Origin of the sequence: Niastella koreensis GR20-10 (assembly GCF_000246855.1) — a bacterium.
GTDB lineage: Bacteria > Bacteroidota > Bacteroidia > Chitinophagales > Chitinophagaceae > Niastella > Niastella koreensis.
Genome location: NC_016609.1, coordinates 6,850,423 through 6,876,157, shown reverse-complemented (window position 1 = coordinate 6,876,157; position 25,735 = coordinate 6,850,423). Strand labels below are relative to the sequence as shown.

Below are 25,735 nucleotides of genomic sequence, written 5' to 3'. Positions count from 1 at the left end.
CGTTTAAAATACTAAAATAGACCTCGTTCACTTACCTTTGCAGCCGAAATTGAAAATTTTGGTTGAAAGCGCCGGTAAAGCGTTGTAAATCAAAACCCTAATTAAACGCTCACGCAAAATCAAACTATATTATGCCAAATGTTGGTAAGATCAAGCAGATTATCGGTGCTGTAGTGGACGTGCAGTTTGAAGGAAAACTCCCTGAAATTTATAACGCGCTTGAATTGAAGCGCCCAAGCGGTGAAGTACTGGTGCTGGAAGCACAGCAACACCTTGGTGAAGACAGCGTACGCTGTATTGCCATGGACGGTACTGAAGGCCTGGTAAGGGGAATGGTTGTAACAGATACCGGCGCTGCTATTGCTATGCCAACCGGTGAAGCTATCAAAGGTCGTTTGTTCAATGTAACCGGCGATCCTATCGATGGATTACCTGCTGTACCAAAAGCTGGTGGCCGTCCTATTCACAGCAAGCCCCCTGCATTTGAAAACCTGAGCACTTCTACCGAAATATTGTTCACGGGTATTAAAGTAATTGACCTGATTGAGCCATACGCAAAAGGCGGTAAGATCGGTTTGTTCGGTGGTGCTGGTGTGGGTAAAACCGTATTGATCCAGGAGCTTATTAATAATATCGCGAAAGCATACTCTGGTTTATCAGTGTTTGCCGGTGTGGGCGAAAGAACCCGTGAAGGTAATGACCTGATGCGTGAAATGATCGAAGCAGGCATTATGAAATATGGTAAAGATTTCATCCATAGCATGGAGCATGGTGGCTGGGATCTGAGCAAAGTGGATATGAAAGAACTGAGCGATTCAAAAGCTACTTTCGTATTCGGACAAATGAACGAGCCCCCAGGCGCCCGCGCCCGTGTGGCCCTGAGTGGTCTTACTATCGCAGAATACTACCGCGATGGTGATGGACAAGGCAAAGGCCGCGACATCCTCTTCTTCGTAGATAATATCTTCCGTTTCACCCAGGCTGGTTCTGAAGTATCGGCCCTGTTGGGACGTATGCCTTCAGCGGTAGGTTACCAACCAACCCTGGCTACTGAAATGGGTCTGATGCAAGAGCGTATCACCTCAACTAAAAATGGTTCTATCACTTCAGTACAGGCGGTATACGTACCTGCGGATGACTTAACTGACCCCGCTCCGGCTACTACTTTCGCCCACCTGGATGCTACTACCGTATTAAGCCGTAAGATCGCTGACTTAGGTATCTATCCTGCGGTTGACCCGCTGGATTCTACCAGCCGTATCCTTACTGCCGCCATTGTTGGTGATTCTCACTACAACACCGCTAACCGCGTGAAGCTGATCCTGCAACGTTATAAAGAGTTACAGGATATCATCGCCATCCTTGGTATGGATGAGTTGAGTGAAGAAGATAAACAAACCGTATTCCGCGCCCGTAAAGTACAACGCTTCCTGTCACAACCATTCCACGTGGCTGAGCAGTTTACCGGTTTGAAAGGGGTACTGGTTCCCATCGAAGAAACTATCCGTGGCTTTAACATGATCATGGATGGTGAAGTAGATGAGTATCCTGAAGCAGCGTTCAACCTGGTTGGTACCATCGATGATGCCATCGAAAAAGGTAAGAAGCTGTTGGCGCAGGCACAAGGTTAATGAGCTAATTAGCTAATTAGATAATTAGCTAATGGAGATCAATAAGAAGCATAATTACCCAATTAGCAAAATGCGCTACTGATATAACCCAATAGCACATTAGCATATTAGCAAATTAGCACATTATGAATTTAGAGATTTTAACTCCGGAGAAAAAGCTGTTCAGTGGTGAGGTGTATGGCGTTCAACTGCCTGGGATAACCGGTAAGTTTGAAGTGCTTGATAAACACGCTCCGCTGGTAAGCGCACTTGCATCCGGAAGGGTAAAAGTGTTAAAAGATAAAAGCAATCACCTGGCTTTTTATGAAATCCAAAGTGGTTTTGTTGAAGTGGTAAATAATAAAGTTACCGTGCTGGTAGAAGGCGCTTCCACTGTAGGATAAGAAGGAATAATTTCAGTTGAAATCAACTATACATCCCCCGGTTTTACCGGGGGATTTTTTTTCTTCGCCCACCGAAGCTTTAGCGTAGGTGGGTAAGGCAGACGGCAGGCATTAAGAGGCAGTAGGCTCCCGATAGCTATCGGGATTCAGTGGGCAGTAGGCAGCGGTGGGAAAGGCAAAGGGCAAAGGGCCGCGACGCGGAAGCTGAATCAAAGCTGTATTTCTACTTCTACATTCAATATTGGACATTCAATATTCAACATTCTTCGCCTTCTTCATTCCTCATTTTTAATTTTTCATTCTTCATTTCTCTTGTGAGAGTCAGCCGCCTACGCTAAAGCTTCGGCGACCAAAGAAAAATCCCCCGCCAGTAGGGCAGGGCAGGGGATCGGCTGAATAATCGTGCAATATGTAAATCAGGCGTTCGACTTTTGAATAGCGGCTGCAGGCTTGTTGGCCATCAGCCAGATATCGTAGAGCTTGTCGGTTGCCGGAGCCAGCGGCGCTTCAACCGGCATAACCACCTTGCCGTTTTTCTGCACCTGCCAGCCGGTTAAACCAGCGGGAGCCAGAAAGTGATGGGCATTGTCATTTGTGGTTAATCTTTCTGCTTCATATAACGGCAATGCGCGATGACCAACCAGCGACAGATCTCCCCACCATACATTCAGTAACTGAGGCAGCTCATCAAGACTGGTTTTGCGCAGGAAAAGGCCAACTCTGCTGATGGTAAGACCAGCTTTCTTTTTCGCCGCATCCTGCACGATAGTGTTGAACTTGTACAGGTTAAAGATGCGATAACCCCGGCCGGTTCTTAAAGTTGCATATAATACCGGTCCACCCGTATCGAGTTTTACCGCCAGTGCTATCAGCAGCATTAAAGGTCCCAGTACTGCCAGGAACACAGAAGCGATCAGCAGATCGAGCCCTCTTTTTACCAATCCCTTTACGCTGGCATATTTGGGGAAGAAAGTTTCCACTTTACAGGCCTCGGGTTGTTGTACCCGCTTTTGTTTCATTCTTTGCAGAAAGCTCAGCTTACGCACCAGGGCAGGGGCCGTAAATTCATGCAGGTATAACAGTTCATCAATAAACGTATACCGTTTAAAGCGGTTTAACTCCTCCTTGGCCAGTCCTGTTACCTCAACAATAAAAGGCACATCGGCCATTATTTTATGGCTGTAAATGTATTTGTGCAGCTCTACCAGTTGATCCGTGCCCAGCGTTCCCTCGGCAATCACCATGGAGGGAATGGTCACTTCATCGGCTTTCTTCAGCAGCCGCTTTAAGGTATTAATAGCATTATCCGCACTGCTGGTAGTATAACCGAACTCAAAGTATTCCTGCAGTTTTTCGGTATAGCGGGTTTGCGTACCTATATAAAAGAACTGCAATTTTGTTACATCAGTTGGTTCTTTCTCAACAGGCAAACTATAGCGCTTGTACGTATTAATAATTTTTTTCGTAGGTAGTGTTAGTTCCATCCCATCAGTTTTTGTTTTTCAATCCCGGTTAAACCGGCTTTCGCTTAGTTCACTTCGTTCTCATTCAATTTTGAAGCCACCCTGCTCATGAGTTTTTTGACCGTTTCATTTAATTCGAGCGGGTTAAAGGGCTTTGTATAATGATCGGCTATACCATACTTAAGGCATTTAGCCGTAATGACATCTTTATCCAGTGACGACAAAACAATCAGGGGTATATCCCGGTAAATGGCGCTCGATGAAAATTCGGCGATCAGTTCCCAGTCCTGTACATCGGGCAATTGCGGATCTGCGATAATCAGATCGGGCAAATTCTTTTTCGCTAACCAGAACATGGCCGAACAGGCATCAGGGGCGGTTACTACCTGGTAATCTTTTCCAAGTACCGTGTGCAATAAGAACCTTATTGCTTTGCTGTCATCAATAGCCAGTATTACTCTTTTCATTCTCGTACGTTATATGCTGAAAACAATAGTTTGTTTTCTACAGGACGTATGGATACGTACGGTTCGCACAGGTATTGAAATAATACTCCCAGGACATATGGCTGGCAGGAATCAGATTAATTGATGCAAAAACGGCTTTACAGGATTGTCAGATTAACACTTTGAGGTTAACCAGGTATGTGGGGAATTTCCAAGGATTTGTGGTGTTGATAAGCTACAAACAGTTAATCCTTATGGCTTTCAATGGATGGACACAATAAAAGTAATAACAAAACCCAATAAATCAAATACCCCGGAGTGGGTACGGCAGCTATGCTTATAATTATTCAGGTGTAAGGTGTTCGGTAAGTGATAATTATATAAATGCAGGCGAATATGCAGTATTTATCCACATAGCTGCCCAATATTATCTTAATCATTGATATACACCGTGTTTTGAGCTATTACCAACATCTTAACACATAAAACCAATTAGCAAATGTGAAAATGTGCAAATTTGCAAATGGAATACAGAGCTTTCTGATAATGTGAATAATATTTATGGCTCGTGCGAAGCACTCACGTGATGTATTTCATTTTCACATTTTCCATTTGCTAATTTGCATATTAAATTAATGGCTATGAAGAAATATCTATTGGCTGCCTGTTTGCTGGCATTTTGCAGTGTTGTAGCTGTGGCTCAGGACGGGGAGGGGGAAGGAAAAAGCGGATTCGATAAAAGCAAACTGTTCTTTGGCGGTAATTTTGGTTTGGCCTTTGGTAATTATTCAACTTTGGTAAATGTATCGCCACAAATAGGCTACCGGTTTAACCGTTATGTGGCTGCCGGTGCCGGTATCAACTTTTTATATTCCAGCTATAAATATGACTTTGGCGACGTTAATCAGAATTATAAAGAACAATATGGTGTGACGGGGTTGAATGTCTTCGGCCGCTTTTACCCGATTGAATATCTTTTTGTGCAGGTACAACCCGAAGCCAACTATACCTGGCTGAAGTATCATTTTTATAATGGGGAACCCGATGAAAAACTACCTAACAAGATCGTTCCTTCTTTATTAGGCGGCTTAGGTGCGGCCATCCCGGCCGGCAGGGGAGCTTTTATTGTAACCGCCAATTACGATCTGTTACAGAATGTGCGCAGCCCCTATGGCAACCGCGCCTTCTTTAACTTTGGATATAATGTTGGTTTTTAATAAAGGCAGCAGGCAGTGGTGAGAAAGGCAGAGGGCAAAAGGCAAAGGGCTATTTTACCCAATCAACGTGTTAACCTGTCAACCAATCTTATTAAATATTTCTACCGGCGTATCACAAAAAATGATGCGTTCCTCTGGCAGTTCATACAGGAAACCTTCTTTTTTCAATTGTTGTAAGTGCAGCCGCAGGTGGTTATAAAAACCATCGGTGTTAAGGATGTATATTTTCTTATCGTGGATCTTGAGTTGATTCCACGTAAGCATTTCAAATAATTCGTCGAGGGTGCCAAAACCGCCGGGCAATACAATGGCGGCATCGCCCATTTCGTACATCATCTTTTTTCGGGTATGCATGTCAGGCACTACAAACAGTTCCGTTAACCCGGTGTGCTGGCTTTCCCATTCGGTAAGAATTTTAGGAATTACGCCCATCACCTTGCCACCGTTGGCCAGTACAGAATCGGCAATTACCCCCATTAACCCGGCCTTACCACCCCCATACACCATCCGCAGGTTCAGCAAGGCAATGAGCTTGCCGAGTTCTGTCGTTTGCTTTACATAATTGGGGTTCTGTCCGTTCTTCGATCCGCAAAAAACTACTACCGATTCTAACTTCATGTTGGCTGTTTTTATCACCGGCATATATTGTTAAAAAAATGCCTGTCAGCCACTAAGATAAATGGATTATCAGCAATAGTAAAACACATTTTTGTTACCTTCAGACCCTAAGTTTGAACAGGAAGAAAGGGAATAGTGAACAGGATGTCATTATGAAAATAACCAGTTGAAAAGACCCTGTATTGCAAACCGTCTCCTGGTCAGGCTTTTAGCGCAATAACTTATCCGGCTTTAATGAACCGTTTAATCATCTTTACATTATGTCTGCATCCCTGTTGTTCTCGTTTGTGATCGGTTATTTTGTTTTGTTGCTGGTTGTTGCGTGGGTTACTTCGCGGAATTCGAACAACGATTCGTTCTTTATTGGTAACCGCAATTCAAACTGGATGCTGGTGGCTTTTGGTATGGTGGGTACATCACTGAGCGGGGTTACATTTGTATCTGTGCCGGGTACTGTAGGTGATTTTGCGGGTGATGGATATAAAGGATTTGCTTATTTCCAGGTAGTGATCGGTTATTTCTTTGGTTACCTGGTAGTGGCTTTTGTGCTGTTGCCGCTGTATTATAAAATGAACCTTACTTCCATTTATAATTACCTGCAAAAGCGGTTCGGTACCATTGCCTATAAAACTGGCGCGTTGTTCTTTATTATTTCCCGCACCGTAGGCGCCACTGCCCGGTTGTTCCTGGTGATCTTTGTATTGCAGGAATTTATTTTAAAAAGCTTTGGTGTTCCCTTTGTTGTTACTGCGCTTATTATTTTGCTGATGATTTTGCTGTATACGTTTGAAGGCGGGGTAAAAACCATTGTTTATACCGATACGCTGCAAACAACCCTGATGCTGGTAGGGCTGGTGGCAACAGTAGTGTATATTTTAAATAACATGCATATTTCGGTAGGGGATGCCATGCGAACATTGACCGACAAGGGATATGCCAAAATTATTAATACAGACCCCCGGAGTGGCGGATTTTTTCTAAAGCAAATCATTGGCGGGGCCTTCATCACCATCTCCATGTTCGGGCTTGACCAGGAAATGATGCAAAAGAACATCAGTGTAAAAACCCTGAAGGATTCGCAGAAGAACATGATCACCTTTAACCTGGTGAGTGCCGGGGTGAATTTTCTGTTCCTGTTGCTGGGTGGTTTGTTATACCTGTATGCTATGGATCATGGCGCCCATTATGGTCAGTCCGGAACCTCCATGCAATTTATTGCAGAAGGCAAAAACATCATCGGCGATAAACTGTTTCCCACAATGGCATTGGAAATGATGCCGCAGGCCATTTCTATCATCTTTATTATTGCGCTTATCAGTGCTTTATTTCCCAGCGCCGATGGCGCACTTACTGCACTCACTTCTTCTTTTTGTATAGATATCCTGGGGCTGAAGCGCCGCACCGATCTTACCGAAAAGCAACAGAAGAAATTAAGATTAACAGTACACCTTTCATTTACCGTGATCTTCCTTATTTGCATTATGATTTTTTACCAGATAGGAAGCCGTAGTATCATTGATAAAATACTTGATCTGGCCGGGTATACTTACGGGCCGCTGCTGGGACTTTTCGCATTTGGCATCCTGAGTAAAAGATCTTTGCCCCAGTCAGCAGCGATTACCTTTATTTGTCTGGCCGCGCCAATTGTATGTTATTTAATCAAGCAGTATTCAGTGCAATTGTTCTTTGGCTACCAGGTGGGCATCGAGTTGCTTATCATAAACGGACTGCTTACATACCTTGGTTTATATAGTATTTCAAAAAAAGCTACTCCGCAAACATTATTGGATGAACCGGTTCATTTGTAAGATGTATTAAAAATATCGCGAATGCTCCCCCGGTTTATCGGGGGGGCATTTTTGTTTATTGTTTTATATGCCATATAAATTTTAATACCATGGTTACACTTATGCATTCAAAAAAATGAACAACTCATAAACTAAAATCCAAAATACCTCGTTTAATACGTACCATGCAATTACCGCTGTACAATAAACGAAGAAAGTCACATGGTACAATATGCAAACCATCCTTGAAAAGTGTAAAAAATTACCCATACAATATTTACGATAGCTGGAGTGTTTAGTCTGAGGTCGGGAGACCATTTTTTGAAGGTGAATGGATATTTTACTCCCGACCGAGGGCTAAGCAAGAGGAATGTGATAATGTAATAATGGCTAATGTGATAATGGAAATCCAGCCCCTGACTCCGGCTGGAGCCTTTGAACTCAATAACCTAAAAACTTACGAACCTAATAACCGGCAACTCAAAACCGGATAGCCTCTGCTTTCAACTTTAAACTTTCAACTGTTTTCCTACTGTCTTACTTTTGCCCAAAATTCAACATTGGACATAATAGATCCGCTTGCAGAAGCCTATGCAAGTCAGTTCTCCTCACCAGATGAGGCGCTTTTACAGGAGATAGCCGCCACTACCCAGGCTATGCATCTCCATGCCCATATGTTAAGTGGTCATGTACAGGGGAAATTCCTGGAAATGATCAGCTGTCTGTTGCAGCCCCGGCGCATACTGGAAATAGGCACTTTTACCGGCTATAGCGCCCTTTGCCTTGCAAAAGGGTTGTTAAAAGATGGGAAAATACATACAATTGAGCTTAGGGATCAGGACGCTTCTGTAGCCCAGGCAAATTTCAATAGGTCAATTGACGCAGAGAAGATAATTTTGCATATTGGGAACGCGTTAACCATAATCCCGGAGCTGCAGGAAACCTGGGACCTGGTTTTTATTGACGCAGATAAGGTAAGTTATACCCAATATTATCAGTTGGTGTTACCACTGGTGCGGCCTGGCGGCGTTATCATTGCGGATAACGTGCTTTTTCATGGTCAGGTGCTTCAGCAACCAGTATCTGGCAAAAATGCAAAAGCCATTCAGGCATTCAATGAATATGTGTTGCAGGATGTTCGGGTTGACAAGGTGTTGCTAACCATCCGGGATGGATTATTAATGATTAGAAAAAAATAAAACAGGATACCGTTGAAACGTTTACTGGTTGTAACAGCTTTTTTCGCAATAAAGGGACTTAATGTTCGGGCACAGCGCAGCAGCGATGTGGTAGATTATGTAAATACGTATAAAGAAATCGCCATCCGCGAGGAGCAACGCAGTGGCGTGCCCGCTGCCATTACCCTGGCCCAGGGCATTCATGAAAGCATGGCAGGCAAAAGCGACCTGGTAATTAAATCGAACAACCATTTCGGTATAAAATGCCAGGCCACCTGGAAAGGCGAGAAAGTATATCACGACGACGATGCACGCGGTGAGTGCTTTAGAAGTTATGAAAGGCCGGAACAGTCGTATATCGATCATTCCGATTTTTTAAAGAATGGTTCACGCTATGCCTTTTTATTTCAATTAGACCCTGCCAATTACAGCGACTGGGCATACGGACTGAAAAAAGCGGGCTATGCTACCAATCCCAAGTACCCGCAGATTCTTATCAAATACATAGAAGATTACAACCTGCAACAATACACGCTCATTGCCCTGGGTAAGTTATCGCCCAAGGATGAGGTGCTGGCAGGTGGTGGCAAACCAGTGAATATCGGCACCGGAGTAGCAATACAGATCCCAATGGGGCCCAAACCCGTGGTTGATTACCCCATCGGTGAATTCAAGATCAACAGAACCAAAGTGATCTTTGCCAAAGCCGGTACTTCCTTACTGGGCATAGCCAAGCAGTTCGACATTTCATTAAAACACCTGCTTGATTTTAATGAATTTGATAAAGAGGAAGACGATGTGCTGGCGCAGGACCAGTTAGTGTTTGTACAACGTAAACGCAGGGAAGGGGGCCAGGAGTTTCATGTGGTGCTGCCGGGCGAAACGCTGTACGATATCAGCCAGAGTGAAGGGATCCGCCTCGAAAACCTGATTAATTACAACCATTTGCAAGACCAGGGTGAACCGGCCGCAGGCGAGAAATTGTATTTGCAGGGAAAAGCACCGGAAATGCCTAAACTGGCAAAAGACGTAGTGGTGGTGGTAACACCTACTCCCACACCGCCGCTAGCGCTCCAAACGCCTACCCAGATTACGCCCGGTAATTCATCAGCTGTATCTGGCACTATTCACGTGGTTGCGGAAAAAGAAACTTTGTTTAGTATTGCGAAAAAATATAGTATTACAGTAGAACAAATCAAAGAATGGAATAAGCTGACTGGTAATGACCTGAAAATTGGACAGGAACTGGTTATTTACAAAAACTGATTTATGGGTGATATTCGCGTACACGACAAACAATTTGAACCGTACATTAGTGCTTCAACGATTGCCGGCCGTATAAAAGAAATTGCGGGCGAACTGAATAGAGATTACAGTGACAAAAAACCACTGTTCATTGCAATATTGAATGGCTCGTTTATGTTTGCTGCCGACCTGTATAAGGAGCTTCATATTGATGCAGAAGTATGTTTTATAAAGCTCGCTTCTTATAAAGGAACAAAATCAACCGGCCATGTAATAACAGCTATTGGCCTCGATATGGACCTGTTTGGCCGGGATGTGGTAATTGTAGAAGATATAGTAGACACTGGCAAAACACTCAGCGAATTTTTACCTCAGTTACACCACCAGCAACCTGCCTCGTTAAAAATTGTAGCACTGCTGCACAAACCCGAAGCAACGGTATTTCCCATTACCATCGATTACCTTGGTTTTTCCATCCCGAACAAGTTTGTAGTAGGGTATGGCCTTGATTATGACGGATTGGGTAGAAATATTCCGGAAATCTACAAGCTGATTGAGTAAGAGTTGATATGATATTCAGTTGCATCAGTTAACGGCCGACCAGACTTGTTAACCGGAACGCTACGTAATCTACATCAACATATTGAAACATGCGTACGCCATATTAATCTCCTTCCTGTTTATAATTACCGCGCATGCGCAGTATTATTTGCGTGGTGAAATCAGGGACGAAAAGAATAATCTTCTGTCGAATGCACGCATTTTGCTTCACTCTACCGGGTATATATATTCTTCGGGAAGCAGTGGCTCATTTGGCATTATGACCACCAAACATGTGGATTCCGTTACGATTACGCTCGACGGCTACCAGGCGCTCTCCATAAAACTGGAAACCGCCAAATTTCATTCTCTTGTTTTAAAAACATTATACACCTCGGCCAATCTGCAAAAGAACCGGCTGCTTTCCTTTACCCGCAATTTAAAACCTGGTGAACGGCGTAACTGGACGGTAGGCACGGAAACTTACAATTCGTTACTGGAAAATGAATTTGTACTGGCCGAGAAATATCCTGAAACCGGCTTCGCCATCAATACCGACAAGGCATCGTACAGCAATGTGCGCCGCTTTTTGAATATGAATACCACCGTGCCGCCCGATGCGGTGCGTACCGAAGAATTATTGAACTACTTCAGCTTTAAATACCTTCCCCCGCCTGAGGATAGTGTATTCGGGTTTCATTCCTACGTATCGGAATGCCCCTGGAATAAAACAAACCAGTTGCTCACATTGCAGATCTCGGCCCGCAAACTGGATCCGGAGAAAATACCTCCAAGCAATCTTGTTTTTCTGATAGATATCTCCGGTTCCATGGATATGCCTAACCGCCTGCCCCTGTTGAAATCGGCCTTTACCTTACTGGTGAATAACCTGCGCGATAAGGATACCATTTCCATAGTAGTGTATGGCAGCACAATTGGCGTATGGCTGCAACCTACCTCGGGCAAGGAAAAAGAAAAGATCCGGAAGTCTATCGAAGACCTCTACCCTGGTGGTTCAACCCCGGGAGAGTCTGGCATCAGAACCGCGTACAACCTGGCTAAAAGCCAGTTTATAAAGGGGGGCAACAACCGCGTTATTTTGGCTACCGATGGCGATTTTAATGTAGGCCAAACAAGCGATGATGAGCTGGAAAAGCTAATCACCCTGCACCAGCAATCAGGTATTTATTTAACCTGTTTGGGGGTGGGGATGGGTAATTATAAAGACTCGAAACTGGAGGTGCTGGCGAAAAAAGGGAACGGCAATTTTGCTTACCTCGATAATGAACGGGAGGCCGAAAAAGTGTTGGTGAAGGAGTTAACCCAAACGCTGTACAGTGTGGCGGATGATGCCTTCCTGAATATTGATTTCAATGCCGACCTGGTTAAACAATACCGGTTAATTGGTTTTGACAACAAATGGAAAGCGCTGGTTGATTCGGTGAGCGAGCTGGATGGGGGAGAAGTAGGATCGGGCCATTCGGTGATTGCCTTGTTTGAACTGGAACCCGTTTTTGCAGCTGGTCAGCCTGTTACAAATATGCCCAACCTGGCTAAAATAAATGTGCGTTATAAACTACCCAACGATACCTTACAACGCTATACCAGTTATCGTTGTCCGTATAATGTTACCTCCTTTGCGAGCCTGCCGGCCGACTACCGGTTTGCTTCATCCGTTGCCATGTTTGCCGGTCTGCTGAAGGATTCAAAGTATGCGCAAAAGTATACGTGGAGCGATGTAATAAAACTCGCTACTGAGTCGGCAGATCCGAAGGACGCCATTCAGCAGGAGTTTATCACCATTGTAGAGAAGGCTAAGAAAATCTACAGTAAAATAAGAAAACGGAAGAAACCAATTAGCTAATTTGATAATTCGATAATGTGATAACTCCTTCTGTGCAGCTATTAACTAAATACAGTCCTTTCTTTATTCAAAATTGATAGCCGCGCAGAGGCATTATCACATTATCACATCAGCTAATTATCACATTAAGAAAACATTTCCCGCACTTTATCAAAAAAGCTTTTATCAGACTTTTCAGGTTGTGGTTTGAAGTTGGGCGAGCTGTTCATTTTCTCCAGCTGTGCTTTTTCTTCGGCCGACAGGTTTTGTGGCGTCCATACATTCACATAGATCAGTTGATCGCCTTTTTCGTAAGAGTTTACGCCAGGGAAGCCTTTGCCTTTCAACCGGAAGATCTTACCGCTTTGAGTACCGGCAGGTATTTTAATACGGGCCTTGCCATCGATGGTAGGCACTTCAACAGAAGTACCAAAGCAGGCATCAGGGAAAGTGATATGCAGCTCGAACGCCACATTCAATCCATCACGGTGGAGGTCTTTATGTTGTTCTTCTTCAATTAATACGATCAGGTCCCCGGGAGGGCCGCCGCGTTCACCGGCATTACCCCTGCCACCCAGGCTCAGCTGCATGCCTTCGCCGACGCCGGCAGGAATATCGAGGGTAACGGTTTCTTCGCCATATACCCTTCCTTCGCCTTTACAGCTGCCGCATTTAGCGGTAATGGTAGTACCTTCTCCGTTACATTGCGGACAGGTAGTTACCGTTTGCATTTGACCCAGGAAGGTATTGGAAACCCTGCGAACCTGTCCACTGCCACCGCAGGTGCCACAGGTTTGTACGCTGCTTTTATCTTTTGCTCCACTGCCCTGGCAGGTGCTGCAGGGTACGTGTTTTTTTACTTTTACCTGTTTGGTAACGCCTTTGGCGATCTCTTCATACGTCAGCTTGATCTTGATCCGTAGGTTGCTGCCACGAACACCCCGCATCCGCTGGCCGCCTCTTCTTCCGCCGCCACCGCCGCCGCCAAAAAAGCTTCCGAAGATATCGTCGCCGAAGATATCGCCAAACTGGCTGAAGATATCTTCCATATTGCCCTGGCCGCCATAGCCGCCACGGCCATTACCCTGTACGCCGGCATGCCCAAAACGGTCGTATTGGGCGCGTTTGTCGGCATCACTCAGCACTTCATAGGCTTCGGCAGCCTCCTTGAACTTATCTTCCGCTGCTTTATCACCAGGGTTACGGTCAGGGTGGAACTGCATGGCTACCTTACGATAGGCCTTTTTGAGCTCATCCTGCGATGCGCCTTTTGAAACCCCTAATATTTCGTAATAATCTCTTTTCGACATAGAATACTAATATGCTTATATGATTTATTTCCCCACCACCACTTTGGCGAAGCGGATAATTTTATCATTCATTAAGTAACCTTTCTGAACCTCATCAACCACCTTGCCTTTCATGGCTGGTGTGGGGGCCGGAATTTCGGTAATGGCCTCATGCTGGTCCGGATTAAAATCAGAACCAATGGTTTGCATGGCTTTTACGCCCTTGTTCTGGAGGGTGCTTCTTAACTTGTTAAATACCAGTTGAATACCTTCTTTCAATTGGGTATCGTCACTGTTTTGTAATTGCTTTTCGGCGCGGTCGCAATCGTCCAGTACTTCCAGCAGGGAGGTGATAACCTCTTTACCAGCGGTATTTATCATTTCAACGCGTTCCTTCGCGGTACGGCGTCTAAAGTTCTCAAACTCAGCTGCCTGGCGCAGGTATTTATCTTTCAGTTCGGCAATTTCCGCCTGCAACTTGCCTACCTCGTCTTCATTGGCCACTGGTTCGTTCAAATGCGAAGTGCCGCTGATGCTTTCGTCGGTGTTAATGTCCATCCCGGCATTTGTACCGTTGTTTTTTTCATTATCTGCCATAACTAGTGCTTAGTGTTTTATTCACTTTTCAAAAACTGCAATATTGACGGTCAAAACCGCTTCCGATAGAGGTCCGGAACCGGTCTTTTTTGCGTCATCGGTGACGCTGCCTTAACGGCGGCGCTAAAAATACCAATTTTCACTGGTAAAGCTATATCTGTCAATTATTTTGCCAGTAGGCTCCGGGGAGTCAAATTGTCTTATTTCAACAACCGCTTCTGACGCGGAAGCTGATTGGTTTCCCCGGGCGGCGCAAAGGTAGCTTAGAAAAGGGAAACAGCTGCAAGCTTCAAGCCACAAGCCGCAAGCAAATACTTCTCAAAGCCTAAAGCCTGAAGCTGAAAGCGAATACAGGCTGTAAGCTTTATCCGCCTGCCGGCGTAATAAGCAAATACACCCCTGCGCGGTAGTCAGCAATAAATTTCAGGCGGTGCATCTTGTTTTTTGCCTGGAATGTCGCGAGCCCACTCACTACTCACTACTGACAACTCACTATGCAAAACATTATAGCACAATACAGTTTTAACATAAACTAACCATTTTTTTACCGTTTGCAGCAGATTCCCTCAACCGCAGCTCTAAATCGGATACATTTAATTGTGGTTCTTCAAATTAATTATAATACCGGTTATTGATATATGTTACGTTATCTATTTATCGTGGTGTTAATTATCAATAGATAAAACATATAAAAAATTACAGGATAAATAACAGGTACTAACGGTGTATCAAAAACGTGAATTTTTATTTTGGTGAACCTGATTAATCGCTAATTTTAGTTTACAGCATTTTCACAACCAAACATTTCACAAAATCATCATTTATGCCCTCAAAGCTAACTGTTAGGTTGTGGCTAGCCATACTATTGCTATTACCTGCCACAACGATTCTTGCTCAGCAAAAAACTATTACTGGGAAAGTAACGGATTCGAACAATCAACCCATCATCGGCGCTACGGTGACGGTGAAAGGATCGAACGTTGCTGCACAAACCAACGGGGAAGGACATTTTACCATTTCAGTTCCTGGTACTTCCGCATTGTTGGTGTTTTCTTCTGTTGGCTACGAGCCGCAGGAGATGCCCGTTGGTAGTAATATCGTGCTGAATGTGTCTTTGAAAACAGCTACTTCCAATTTGAATGAAGTAGTTATCACAGGTTACACTGCCCAACGGAAAAAAGATATTACCGGTTCGGTGGCAGTAGTAGAAGTAGATAACATGCGCCAGATCCCCACGGGCACCCCTGAAAAAGCATTACAGGGCCAGGCCGCGGGTGTAACGGTTGTTACCTCCGGTGCTCCGGGCGGTAACAGCAACATCAGGATCCGTGGTATTACTTCTGTAGGCTCAACCGATCCCCTGGTGATCATCGATGGTACACAGGGTAACCTGCACGACATTAACGTGAACGACATCGAGTCCATCCAGGTACTGAAAGACGCCGGCGCAGCCGCCATTTATGGGGTGCGTGGTTCAAACGGCGTAATTGTGGTTACCACCAAACGCGGTAAGTCGGGCAAAGTAAGGGTTACCTACGACGCCTATCTGGGTACACAACGTCCGCTGAAAGATGGCTTTAACATTGCCAATACCCAGGAAACGGCCAATGCCATTCAACAAGGGTATCTGAACAGCGGACTTACCCCGGGCCACAAACAATTGGGCACCGGCAATACCCCGGTTATTCCCGATTATATTACACCTACCGCCGCCAAGGAAGGCGATCCCAACACCGATCCCTCAACGTACAAACTGTACGATAACCAGATCACCAAAACGAATAAAGTGGGCACCGACTGGTTCCATGAGATCTTTAAACCAGCGCCCATCACCAGCCATAACCTGGCTGTTTCACAGGGTACCGACAAATCGACTTTCTACTTATCAGTAAACTATTTCGATCAACAGGGTACCATGATCGAAACGTACCAGAAACGGTATTCCGCCCGTATCAATACAACGTTCAATCTGAACAATAAGATCCGCATTGGTGAGAATGCCTATGTGTTCTACAAGCGTAACCCGGGTTTGCCCGATAACAACCAGGACGAGGACAACGCCATTTCCATGAGCTATCGCGAAAGCCCGCTTATTCCTGTGTATGATATCAAAGGCAATTTTGCCGGAACCGGATCGCAGGGGCTGGGTAATGCAAAAAACCCGGTAGCCCAGCTAAGGCGTACTGCCAATAATAAGGATAACGACTGGCAGGTGCAGGGCAACGTGTTTGCAGAAGTTGATCTGTTGAAACACTTCACCGCACGCACCAGCTTCGGTGGTTTCTTCGATAACCATTACTGGAATATGTTCTCTTATACCGCTTATGAAAATGCAGAGAACAACAAGAACCCGAATGGTTTTACTGAAAACTATATGTACAACACCAGCTGGACCTGGACCAACACCCTTACGTACAACACCCAGATCAAAAGTCATAACATAAAAGTGCTGGTGGGTACCGAAGCCATCAATAACTACCAGCGTGGTATGTTTGGAACACGAAACGGATATCCATTAACAGGCCCAAGTAACTTAACAGTTGATCCAAGTTTGTGGACCTTGTTATTTGGCCCGCCCAATGGCCAGGTAACAGGTAACCTGAACATCAACGGCGGTACAAACATCGATAACAAAAATCCGGCTACACCTATTCAGAGTTCGCTCTATTCACAATTCGGCCGGGTTGATTACAATTTCGACGACAGGTACCTGTTGAGCGGTACTTTACGCCGTGATGGTTCTTCGGTGTTTGATAAAAGCCAGCGCTGGGGTGTATTCCCATCTGTTACAGCCGGCTGGCGCATCTCACGCGAAAAGTTCTTTGGAAGCGTAAGCTGGTTAAACGAGTTGAAGTTGCGCGGTGGTTGGGGTAAACTGGGCTCCATCAGTAATATCAATCCTACCAACGCCTACACCCTGTATACGCAGTCGGCACCCATTTCTTATTACGATATCAATGGTACCAACAATACTTCTACGTTGGGTATTTATAACAGTCAGAATGGTAACCGGCAAACTACCTGGGAAGAAGACATCATTACCAACGTTGGGTTCGATGCGAATTTGCTGGAAAACAAGCTGACCTTCTCACTGGAGTGGTATAAAAAAGCCATCAGTGGTTTGCTGTTTACCCCAAATCTGGCAGCAACTGCCGGCGGCCCTCCTGCGCCGTTCGTGAACGCTGGTAATATTCAGAACACCGGTATTGATATTGCCGCTACCTACCATGGTAATGTCAATGATTTCCGGTTCGACATTACCGGTACATTCACCTCTTACAACAACAAAGTGAAAAGCCTGCCCGGCGGTATTAAATATTACGACCAGGTAAGTTCGGGTTCAAACCGCTTTGGCGCTTTCTCCCGGCTGCAGCCAGGAGAGGCTTTGGGCGCTTTCTATGGCTACCAGGTAGTAGGCCTGTTTCAAAGCGATGATGATGTAAACAAATCGCCTAAACAGGACGCTGCAGCACCCGGCCGCTTCAAGTTCAAAGATGCAAACGGTGATGGTAAGATCAGCGACAGCGATCGCGTATTCTTTGGTAATCCCAATCCTAAATTCACTGCAGGGTTGAACCTGGAAGCAAGTTATAAAGGCTTCGATTTCTCGGCCTTCTTTTATACTTCTGTAGGAAATGACGTTATAAACTATGTACGTTACTGGACCGATTTTCCCCAGGTGTTTGACGGTGCTATGAGTAAGGATGCGGCACTCAATTCCTGGACGCCCACCAACACCGGCGCTAAGGTGCCCCGGCTGGAACGTGGCGCCAACTTTAGCACTACTACCAATTTCAACAGCTATTATCTTGAAAATGGTTCGTTCCTGAAGTGTAAGTCAATGGTGTTGGGTTATAATATTCCTTCAGCCAAAATAAAACAATTCGGTATCGACCGGTTGCGGGTATACATCCAGGCGGCCAACCTGTTCACCATTACCAAGTATACCGGCCTTGATCCGGAGTTAACCGGTTCAGATCTTCGTGACAACACGAACTTCGGGATCGACTTTGGTAACTTCCCTTCAAACCAGAAGAATTACCTGTTTGGCGTAAACGTAACATTCTAACACTGAAATCAAAGCAATATGAAATTCAGAACTTTTCAATACCGGTACATCGCAGCGGTTTCAGTAATCACCCTGGTACTGATATATGCCTGCGGCAAGAACTTCCTCGATAAAAAGCCATTGGGTGCATTTAGTCCTGATCAATTATATAACGCGGCCGGCGTACAGGGACTGCTGGTAGGCGCTTACCATATGGTAAGCGGCGAAGGTGGTGTTACAGCCGGAAACAACTATGCCTCAGGCGCCTCTAACTGGGCGTTTGGCAGTGTTGCCGGCGGTGATTCCTATAAAGGATCAACCCCGAGCGACCAGGGTGATGTGGTGTTTATAGAAACCTGGGCCTATAATGCCAACAACCCGTATTTTAATCTTAAATGGCAGGCCGTTTATGATGGAGCGCAACGCGCCAATGATGTGATCCGCACAATGGCAAAGGTTACTGACCTGGACGACGCTTCTAAAAAAGTAATGTTGGCGGAAGCCTATTTTTTAAGGGCGCATTTTCATTTTGAAGCCAAGAGAATGTGGAACAATGTGCCTTTTGTTGATGAAACCATCACGTACGTTGCCAACAATACCAACGTGCCGAACATAGATGGTTCAGGCAATTATATTGACATCTGGCCAAAGATAGAAGCCGATATGCAAAAGGCGGTGAATGACCTGCCCGACAAACAACCGGAGATAGGCCGGGCCAATAAATCAGCGGCCATTGCTTACCTGGGCAAAATATATTTGTATGAACACAAATATGCACTGGCTAAAGCACAGTTCGATAAGATAATCCCGGGTACTTATGGCGGTTCCGGCAATGGACAAACATCGGGCGGACAAGCTTACAGGCTGGTGAATTTCCAGGACAACTTCAACGCGGCCACAGATAACAGTGCAGAATCGATCTTTGCTTACCAGTCGGTAGTAAATGATGGTTCAGGCACCAATGGTAACTATGGCGATGTGTTGGGCTTCCCCAACAGCGCAGGTCCTGGTGGCTGCTGCGGTTTTAATAACCCAAGCATTTCCCTGGCCAACTCGTACAAGACGGATGCCAATGGTTTGCCGCTGCTCGATACCTATAACAGCACACCAAATGTAAGCGATCCTGCTGCGCCTTATGCAGGTAACCTGGATCCACGCATCGATTTAACTATGGGCCGCCCGGGTATTCCATTCTTCGATTGGGGGCCAACACCTACCAACACATGGGTACGTGATCCCGGTTCAAATGGTTACTTCAGCCCCAAAAAGAATGTATATTCCAAATCACAGCAAGGCGTATTGTCTTCAACTGAAACAAGCTTCTGGGGACCCACACAGCTGGATGCCAACAACGTAAACCTCATTCGTTTTGCCGATGTACTGTTGTGGCAGGCAGAATGTGAAATTGAATTGAACAATCCAGACAGGGCGCTGGCATTGGTGAACTATGTTCGCAAACGGGCTGCAGACCCAACCGGTTGGGTATATAAAAACAGTGATTACGATGCAGGCGCCGGCAAATACAAAGTGCAAACCACAACGGCTGATAATTACCTGGTAAAGGAATATCCGGCTGGAGCTTTTGCCAATAAAACGTATGCATTGAAGGCGATCCGGTTCGAAAGAAAGCTGGAACTGGCTATGGAAGGCACCCGCTTCTTTGACCTGGCACGTTGGGACAATAACACCGGAACGGTAATGGCGCCCGAGTTGAATGCATTTGCTGCTGCAGAAAAGGTACGGCCTACCATTTTTGCCATTAACAACACATCTACGTTCACGGCCAGAAAGAATGAATATTACCCAATACCTCAACAACAAATAGATATTGAGAACGCATTCGGAACAGTTAACCTGAAACAAAACCCAGGGTACTAGTCCGGATTATCATAGAATGTGAAAATGCTGTACAAAAGTAGTCGTGCCACGTCCTAAAACAGGAGCCGTGGCACGACTCTGTTTAATATAAAAGCGATTGTTTCATGAAGCACTGTTATGTACTGATACCCTTCTTTGCCATCTTATTTGGCCCGGCCTGTAAGCAAAAAAATACCCTGTTCCAGATGGTCACTTCGTCGCATTCAGGGATCCATTTCAACAACACCATTGTAGAGAACGACAGTATTAACCCGTTGGATATGACAAATATTTACAACGGCGGCGGGGTTGGTATTGGTGATTTCAACAACGATGGGTTGCAGGATGTGTACTTCACCGGCAGCCTGGTGCCCAATAAACTGTACCTGAACAAAGGCGATCTTACTTTTGAGGATGTGACCCAACAGGCTGGCGTAGCCGGCGAAGGCCGCTGGTGCCGCGGTGTTAGTGTGGTGGATATCAACAACGATGGCCTTGCCGATCTGTATGTATGCGCCTCCATGTTAAAAACGGGCGCCCAGCGGCAAAATCTCTTATATGTTAACCAGGGTATTGATAAGAACGGTGTGCCGAAATTTAAAGAGCAGGCTGCCGATTACGGCCTCAACGATACCACGTTTAGTACCCAGGCCGCTTTTTTTGATTATGACAACGATGGCGATCTGGACATGTGCCTGGCGGTTAATGAGATCAGGGAAAAGGACAACCCCTCTGTGTTCAGACCAAAAATTACCGATGGTTCGCACTTCAGCACCGGGCGTTTGTATCGCAACGACTATAATGAACAATTGAAACACCCGGTGTTTACCAACGTTTCAAAAGAAGCAGGCATAACCATTGAAGGCTACGGGCATGCTGTATCCATTGCCGATTTTAATAAGGATGGCTGGAAAGATATTTTTGTGACCAACGATTTTCTCCCTAACGATCTGTTGTACATCAATAATCACAACGGCACGTTTACCGATAAAGCAACCACCTATTTCAAGCATACTTCTTTTTATGGCATGGGCCAGGATGTAGTAGACATAAACAACGACGGGCTGGCCGATGTAGTAGAGCTGGATATGAACCCCGAAGATAATTTCCGCAAAAAGATGATGTTGCCGGCCAACAGCTATTCATTATACCAGAACTCAGATTACTATCACTATCAATACCAGTACATCCGCAATACCCTGCAATTGAATATGGGGCCGCGGGTGTTGCAAAAAGATTCCATTGGTGACCCCGTATTTGCCGAGATCGGGTTTATGGCGGGCATTGCAGAAACCGACTGGAGCTGGACGCCGCTGGTGCAGGATTTTGATAACGATGGCTGGCGGGATATTATCATCACCAATGGTTACCCCAAAGATGTCACCGATCACGACTTCACCGCCTTTCGCAGCCAGTCGAGCAGACTGGCCAGTAAAAAATTTATCCTCGATCAGATACCGCAGGTAAAAATCAATAACTACGCCTATCACAACAATGGCAATCTTACTTTTACCAATGCCACAACCGACTGGGGTTTAGCCACGCCCTCCTTTTCAAATGGCGCCGCCTGGGCCGACCTCGATAATGATGGTGATCTTGATTTTGTAGTGAACAATATCAATGACGAAGCCATGGTGTATAAGAATACCCTGCGCGATAATAAGCCCGATAGCGCTCATTATTTACGCTTTCATTTAAAGGGTGCCGACAAAAACAAAAACGGACTGGGCACTTTTATTGAGCTGTATTATAAAGGTCATCAACAGGTGTATGAGCAATCGCCGGTACGGGGGTATTTATCATCGGTACAGGGCGATGCGCATTTTGGCTTAGGCGCCGTTACCCAGGTTGATTCCATTTGCATTAAATGGCCCAATGGTAATATGCAGGTATTGCAGCATGTAAAGGCCGATCAATTGATAACAGTGGTGCAGGCCAAAGCAACAACACCTTATACCTGGCAACAACCTGTGCAGGCAGGCAATACTCTGTTCACGGATGTTACAGCCAACACCGGCATACAGTATACCCAAACCGAAAATGATTTTATTGATTTCTATATTCAGAAATTGTTGCCGCATAAATTGTCGGAGTATGGCCCGGCTATGGCTGTAGGTGACCTGGATGGCAATGGGCTCGATGACCTGGTATGTGGCGGCTCATCTGGCTACAGCGCTACCTTATTGTTGCAGACACCAGGCGGACAATTCACATCAAAGCTATTGCAGCCCAACGCGAGCGAACAAACCAAGCCGGGTGAAGATATGGGCATTGCCCTGTTTGATGCAGATGGCGATAAAGACCTTGACCTTTTTATTGCCGGGGGCGGGTACGAACATGCCGCAAACGATACCGCTTATGGCGATAAGTTATTCATCAACGATGGCAAAGGCAGGTTTGTGCTGAACACAACCGCCATTCCAAAAAACTATACGAGCAAATCATGTGTGCGTGTAGCAGATTTTGATAAAGACGGCGATTTGGACCTGTTTATTGCAGGCAGGGTTGAACCGGGCAGTTATCCCAAACCGGTGAGCAGCTTCATCTACCGCAACGATTCAAAACCAGGCATGCCCAGCTTTGTGGATGTTACCCAAACTGTTGCTCCCTGTTTAAATAAGATAGGGTTGGTGTGCGACGCCGCATGGACAGATTTTGACAACGATGGCTGGCCCGACCTGGCATTGGCAGGAGAGTGGATGCCGCTTACGTTTATAAAGAATACGAATGGGATCTTTAACAACATTACACCGCAAACCGGCATCCAGGATAAAACCGGCTGGTGGACAAGCCTGGCGCCAGGTGATTTTGATAACGATGGCGATATTGATTATATAGCCGGTAACCTGGGATTGAATTCATTTTACCGGGGCAATGCCAACTACCCTGTTCACATGTACGCTAAAGATTTTGATAATAACGGCGTGTATGATGCCATTCCCTCCTTATACCTGCCGGCCAGCGCCGAAAACCCACAACGGCAGGAATTTATTGCCGAAATGCGCGACGATGTAACGAAACAGGTGGTTGGCTTCAAAGCAAAATATCCGAACTACAAAAACTATGCGGCTGCACCCTTTAGTCAGATGTTCAAGCCTGAAGAAATGAAAAACGCCCTGGTGGTGAAGGCCGATTTCTTTGCGCATTGTTTGGTGAAGAACCAGGGCAATGGCCGGTTTGAATTACAACCCCTGCCCATGCCGGCACAATTCTCCTGTTTGAATGGCATGCTGGTGCAGGATTTCAATGGCGATGGCAACCTGGATGTGTTGATTAACGGCAATGATTACGGTACCGAAGTATCGGTTGGCCGCTACGATGGTTGTGACGGGTTGTTGTTGCAAGGCGATGGCAAAGGTGGCTTTACCCCGCTTAGTTTGCTGCAGAGCGGCATTTTTGTTCCCGGTAATGGCAAATCGCTGGTACAATTAAAAAATGCAGCAGGGAATTATCTGCTGGCGGCAGCGCAAAACCGCGGCCCGCTAAAAATATATTCATTGAAAAAGCCCGTGCGATGTGAACCGGTTGGTCCGTTGGAGGTAAAGGCAAATGTAAAATACCAGAATGGTAAAACGCAGGCGCGGGAATTGAATTATGGCGCCTCGTTCCTGTCGCAATCCGGCCGGTTTATTGTGCTGGACAGCAGTATCGTTAGCGTGGAGATCATTGACAATAAAGGGAATAAACGGGTTGTAACCAACCGGTAATGGGGCGTTTTCAGTTTAGAGGGTATTGTTTCCAACTGAAATCGGGTCGATTTCAGTTGGTAGTGCATTGTTTCTAACTGAAAGCAGTGTGTTTTCAGTTGGTGGCGCATTGTTTTTAACTGAAAACAGGGTGATTTCAGTTGGTGGCGGATCATTTCTAATTGAAAATGGAGTGGTTTCAGTTTATACCGCCTTGTTTTCAACTGAAAATGAGGTGAAACCGGGGCGGGACAAAAAGTCTTACTTTTGCGGCGATGAATCAGGTAATATTAAAAAGAAAGATCAGTATGCGGGTGGCAAACGGGCATCCCTGGATCTTTGCCAACGAAGTAAATGAGGCTCCGGAAGGAGTGAATCCCGGCGATATTGTTGACGTATACACCCACGATAAAAAGTTTATCGGGAAAGGATACATCAACCCCCGTTCGCAGATCCTGGTACGCCTGCTTACCCGTAAAAAAGACGATGTAATAAATGAAGAGTTCTTCTATAAGCGCCTGCTGGAAGCCTGGCATTACCGCCAGCAACTGGGCTATGTAGAAAATTGCCGGCTTATTTTTGGGGAGGCCGATTACCTGCCCCAGTTGATCATCGACAAGTTCAATGATTACTTTGTTATTCAAACCCTGGCGCTGGGCATCGATGTTTGGAAACCCGCTATTGTAGCCGCGCTGGAAAAGATCTTTAAGCCAAAGGGCATCTATGAACGCAATGATGTGCCGGTGCGGGAACTGGAAGGCTTACCACAACAAAAGGGATTTTTGTCGGCGCCTTTTGATCCTAAGATCACCATCACGGAGAACGGACTGAAGTTCTTTGTGGATCTTGAGAATGGTCAAAAAACAGGTTACTTCCTCGATCAGCAGGATAACCGCCGCGCCATTCAGCATATTGTAAAGGGAGCTGATGTGTTGGGCGCCTTTACTTATACCGGTACCTTTGAAATTCATGCCGCCCATTACGGCGCCAAATCGGTGTTAGGGCTTGATATTTCTCAAAACGCGGTAGACCAGGCCAACCGCAATGCAGCCCTCAACGGGGTTGACAAAAACTGCCGGTTCGAGTGTATGAATGCGTTTGATGTGCTGAAAGCCTGGGCAAAAGAAGGAAAGCAATATGATGTGGTGATGCTTGACCCCCCTTCGTTTACCAAAACAAGGGATAATATTCAAAAAGCCATTACTGGTTATAAAGAGATCAATCTGCGGGGTATGAAGCTGATTAAACCGGGTGGTTTCCTGGTTACCTCCAGTTGCACCAACCTGGTACAACCCGATCTGTTCCTTGAGATCATTCAGTTGGCGGCAAAGGACGCCCGGAGAAAGATCAGGCAGGTAAGCTTTTTAACCCAATCGGCCGATCACCCGATCATCTGGGGTTGGGAGAACACCCATTATTTGAAATTCCTGGTTGTACAGGTTTTATAAAAAGACTAAATAAACAAAGGCCCCACGGTAACCGTCGGGGCCTTTTGCTATATAATAAAGTGTAAACGATCTTATTTGGAAACCTGGAACTTGCCTGAATCAATTACTTTACCGGTCTTATCTTTTAACTGGAAGATGTAGATGCCGCGATAAAAATCGTTCAGGTTAACTGTGGTCTTAGGTGTAATGTTATTTATTTCCTGTACTTTTTTACCAATGAAGTTATAGATCTGCAGGTTGTAATTTTTATCGTAGCCGCTTTGAAAATCAAAGGTGATAACAGAAGTAGCCGGGTTTGGGTAGAACTTTACAATCGCGGGTGCAGGATTTCCTCCGGGAGTTCTGTCCTGGCTTTTGGCTTGTAAAGTCAATAAAAGGATAGTAGACAATGCGTAAAAAATCTTCATGCAAGATGATATTTTACAATTATTGGTCAATATACTCCCGTTTGCCCAAAAT

18 protein-coding genes are annotated in these 25,735 nt (G+C 45.5%); 12 read left to right on the top strand and 6 right to left on the bottom strand.

All coding sequences use genetic code 11. From position 1 onward, the window contains the following. Positions 1–131 precede the first annotated feature (131 nt). Both atpD and atpC read left to right on the top strand, forming a co-directional pair. Positions 132–1,631 (top strand): F0F1 ATP synthase subunit beta, encoded by a 1,500-nt coding sequence (gene atpD / locus NIAKO_RS27130; RefSeq protein ID WP_014221661.1) that lies wholly within the window; start codon positions 132–134, stop codon positions 1,629–1,631. A 125-nt stretch (positions 1,632–1,756) separates the two neighbouring features. Beyond that, a complete protein-coding gene (gene atpC, locus NIAKO_RS27125; RefSeq protein WP_014221660.1) occupies positions 1,757–2,014 on the top strand; it encodes an ATP synthase F1 subunit epsilon in 258 nt (85 codons plus the stop codon). 416 nt (positions 2,015–2,430) lie between these two features. Here the strand turns inward: atpC and NIAKO_RS37245 are convergent, their stop codons facing one another. Both NIAKO_RS37245 and NIAKO_RS27115 read right to left on the bottom strand, forming a co-directional pair. Beyond that, positions 2,431–3,498: a sugar transferase gene (locus tag NIAKO_RS37245; protein WP_014221659.1), complete on the bottom strand. Its 1,068-nt coding sequence runs from the start codon at positions 3,496–3,498 to the stop codon at positions 2,431–2,433. 44 nt (positions 3,499–3,542) lie between these two features. Then, entirely contained in the window at positions 3,543–3,944 is a 402-nt protein-coding gene (locus tag NIAKO_RS27115) for a response regulator (RefSeq protein WP_014221658.1), read from the bottom strand. Between the two features lie 620 nt (positions 3,945–4,564). Here NIAKO_RS27115 and NIAKO_RS27110 point away from each other — a divergent pair. Continuing rightward, positions 4,565–5,140, top strand: a complete 576-nt coding sequence (locus tag NIAKO_RS27110; RefSeq protein ID WP_014221657.1) for a hypothetical protein — start codon at positions 4,565–4,567, stop codon at positions 5,138–5,140. Positions 5,141–5,218: 78 nt separating this feature from the next. On the opposite strand, the gene NIAKO_RS27105 is transcribed toward NIAKO_RS27110, so the two are convergent. Beyond that, the gene (locus NIAKO_RS27105) at positions 5,219–5,758 is read right to left on the bottom strand and encodes an LOG family protein (RefSeq protein ID WP_041349442.1); all 540 of its coding nucleotides are present in this window, start codon (positions 5,756–5,758) and stop codon (positions 5,219–5,221) included. A gap of 260 nt (positions 5,759–6,018) precedes the next feature. Here NIAKO_RS27105 and NIAKO_RS27100 point away from each other — a divergent pair, with 260 nt between their 5' ends. The 5 genes from NIAKO_RS27100 to NIAKO_RS27080 all read left to right on the top strand — a co-directional run bounded on the left by NIAKO_RS27100 (position 6,019) and on the right by NIAKO_RS27080 (position 12,372). Next, positions 6,019–7,566, top strand: coding sequence for a sodium:solute symporter (locus tag NIAKO_RS27100; RefSeq protein WP_014221655.1), 1,548 nt, complete (start codon positions 6,019–6,021; stop codon positions 7,564–7,566). A 539-nt stretch (positions 7,567–8,105) separates the two neighbouring features. Continuing rightward, positions 8,106–8,744, top strand: coding sequence for an O-methyltransferase (locus NIAKO_RS27095; RefSeq protein WP_014221654.1), 639 nt, complete (start codon positions 8,106–8,108; stop codon positions 8,742–8,744). A 12-nt stretch (positions 8,745–8,756) separates the two neighbouring features. Continuing rightward, the gene (locus NIAKO_RS37240) at positions 8,757–9,989 is read left to right on the top strand and encodes a glucosaminidase domain-containing protein (RefSeq protein ID WP_014221653.1); all 1,233 of its coding nucleotides are present in this window, start codon (positions 8,757–8,759) and stop codon (positions 9,987–9,989) included. Positions 9,990–9,992: 3 nt separating this feature from the next. After that, positions 9,993–10,529, top strand: coding sequence for a hypoxanthine phosphoribosyltransferase (hpt, locus tag NIAKO_RS27085; protein ID WP_014221652.1), 537 nt, complete (start codon positions 9,993–9,995; stop codon positions 10,527–10,529). Positions 10,530–10,611: 82 nt separating this feature from the next. Continuing rightward, positions 10,612–12,372 carry a vWA domain-containing protein gene (locus tag NIAKO_RS27080; RefSeq protein ID WP_014221651.1) on the top strand — a complete coding sequence of 587 codons (1,761 nt, stop codon included), beginning with the start codon at positions 10,612–10,614 and terminating at the stop codon, positions 12,370–12,372. A gap of 125 nt (positions 12,373–12,497) precedes the next feature. Here the strand turns inward: NIAKO_RS27080 and dnaJ are convergent, their stop codons facing one another. Continuing rightward, on the bottom strand, positions 12,498–13,661 hold the full coding sequence (gene dnaJ, locus NIAKO_RS27075; RefSeq protein WP_014221650.1) for a molecular chaperone DnaJ: 1,164 nt from the start codon (positions 13,659–13,661) through the stop codon (positions 12,498–12,500). A gap of 24 nt (positions 13,662–13,685) precedes the next feature. Continuing rightward, positions 13,686–14,237: a nucleotide exchange factor GrpE gene (locus NIAKO_RS27070; protein ID WP_014221649.1), complete on the bottom strand. Its 552-nt coding sequence runs from the start codon at positions 14,235–14,237 to the stop codon at positions 13,686–13,688. Positions 14,238–15,060: 823 nt separating this feature from the next. Between NIAKO_RS27070 and NIAKO_RS27065 the strand changes: the two genes are divergently transcribed. From NIAKO_RS27065 to NIAKO_RS27050, 4 genes are all read left to right on the top strand, one after another. Then, positions 15,061–18,306: a SusC/RagA family TonB-linked outer membrane protein gene (locus tag NIAKO_RS27065; protein WP_014221648.1), complete on the top strand. Its 3,246-nt coding sequence runs from the start codon at positions 15,061–15,063 to the stop codon at positions 18,304–18,306. Positions 18,307–18,324: 18 nt separating this feature from the next. Next, entirely contained in the window at positions 18,325–20,163 is a 1,839-nt protein-coding gene (locus NIAKO_RS27060) for a RagB/SusD family nutrient uptake outer membrane protein (RefSeq protein ID WP_014221647.1), read from the top strand. A gap of 104 nt (positions 20,164–20,267) precedes the next feature. Beyond that, positions 20,268–23,849 (top strand): VCBS repeat-containing protein, encoded by a 3,582-nt coding sequence (locus tag NIAKO_RS27055; RefSeq protein ID WP_014221646.1) that lies wholly within the window; start codon positions 20,268–20,270, stop codon positions 23,847–23,849. Between the two features lie 254 nt (positions 23,850–24,103). Then, positions 24,104–25,276 carry a class I SAM-dependent rRNA methyltransferase gene (locus tag NIAKO_RS27050; protein WP_041347370.1) on the top strand — a complete coding sequence of 391 codons (1,173 nt, stop codon included), beginning with the start codon at positions 24,104–24,106 and terminating at the stop codon, positions 25,274–25,276. Between the two features lie 71 nt (positions 25,277–25,347). Here the strand turns inward: NIAKO_RS27050 and NIAKO_RS27045 are convergent, their stop codons facing one another. After that, positions 25,348–25,683: a T9SS type A sorting domain-containing protein gene (locus NIAKO_RS27045; protein WP_014221644.1), complete on the bottom strand. Its 336-nt coding sequence runs from the start codon at positions 25,681–25,683 to the stop codon at positions 25,348–25,350. Positions 25,684–25,735: the final 52 nt, after the last annotated feature.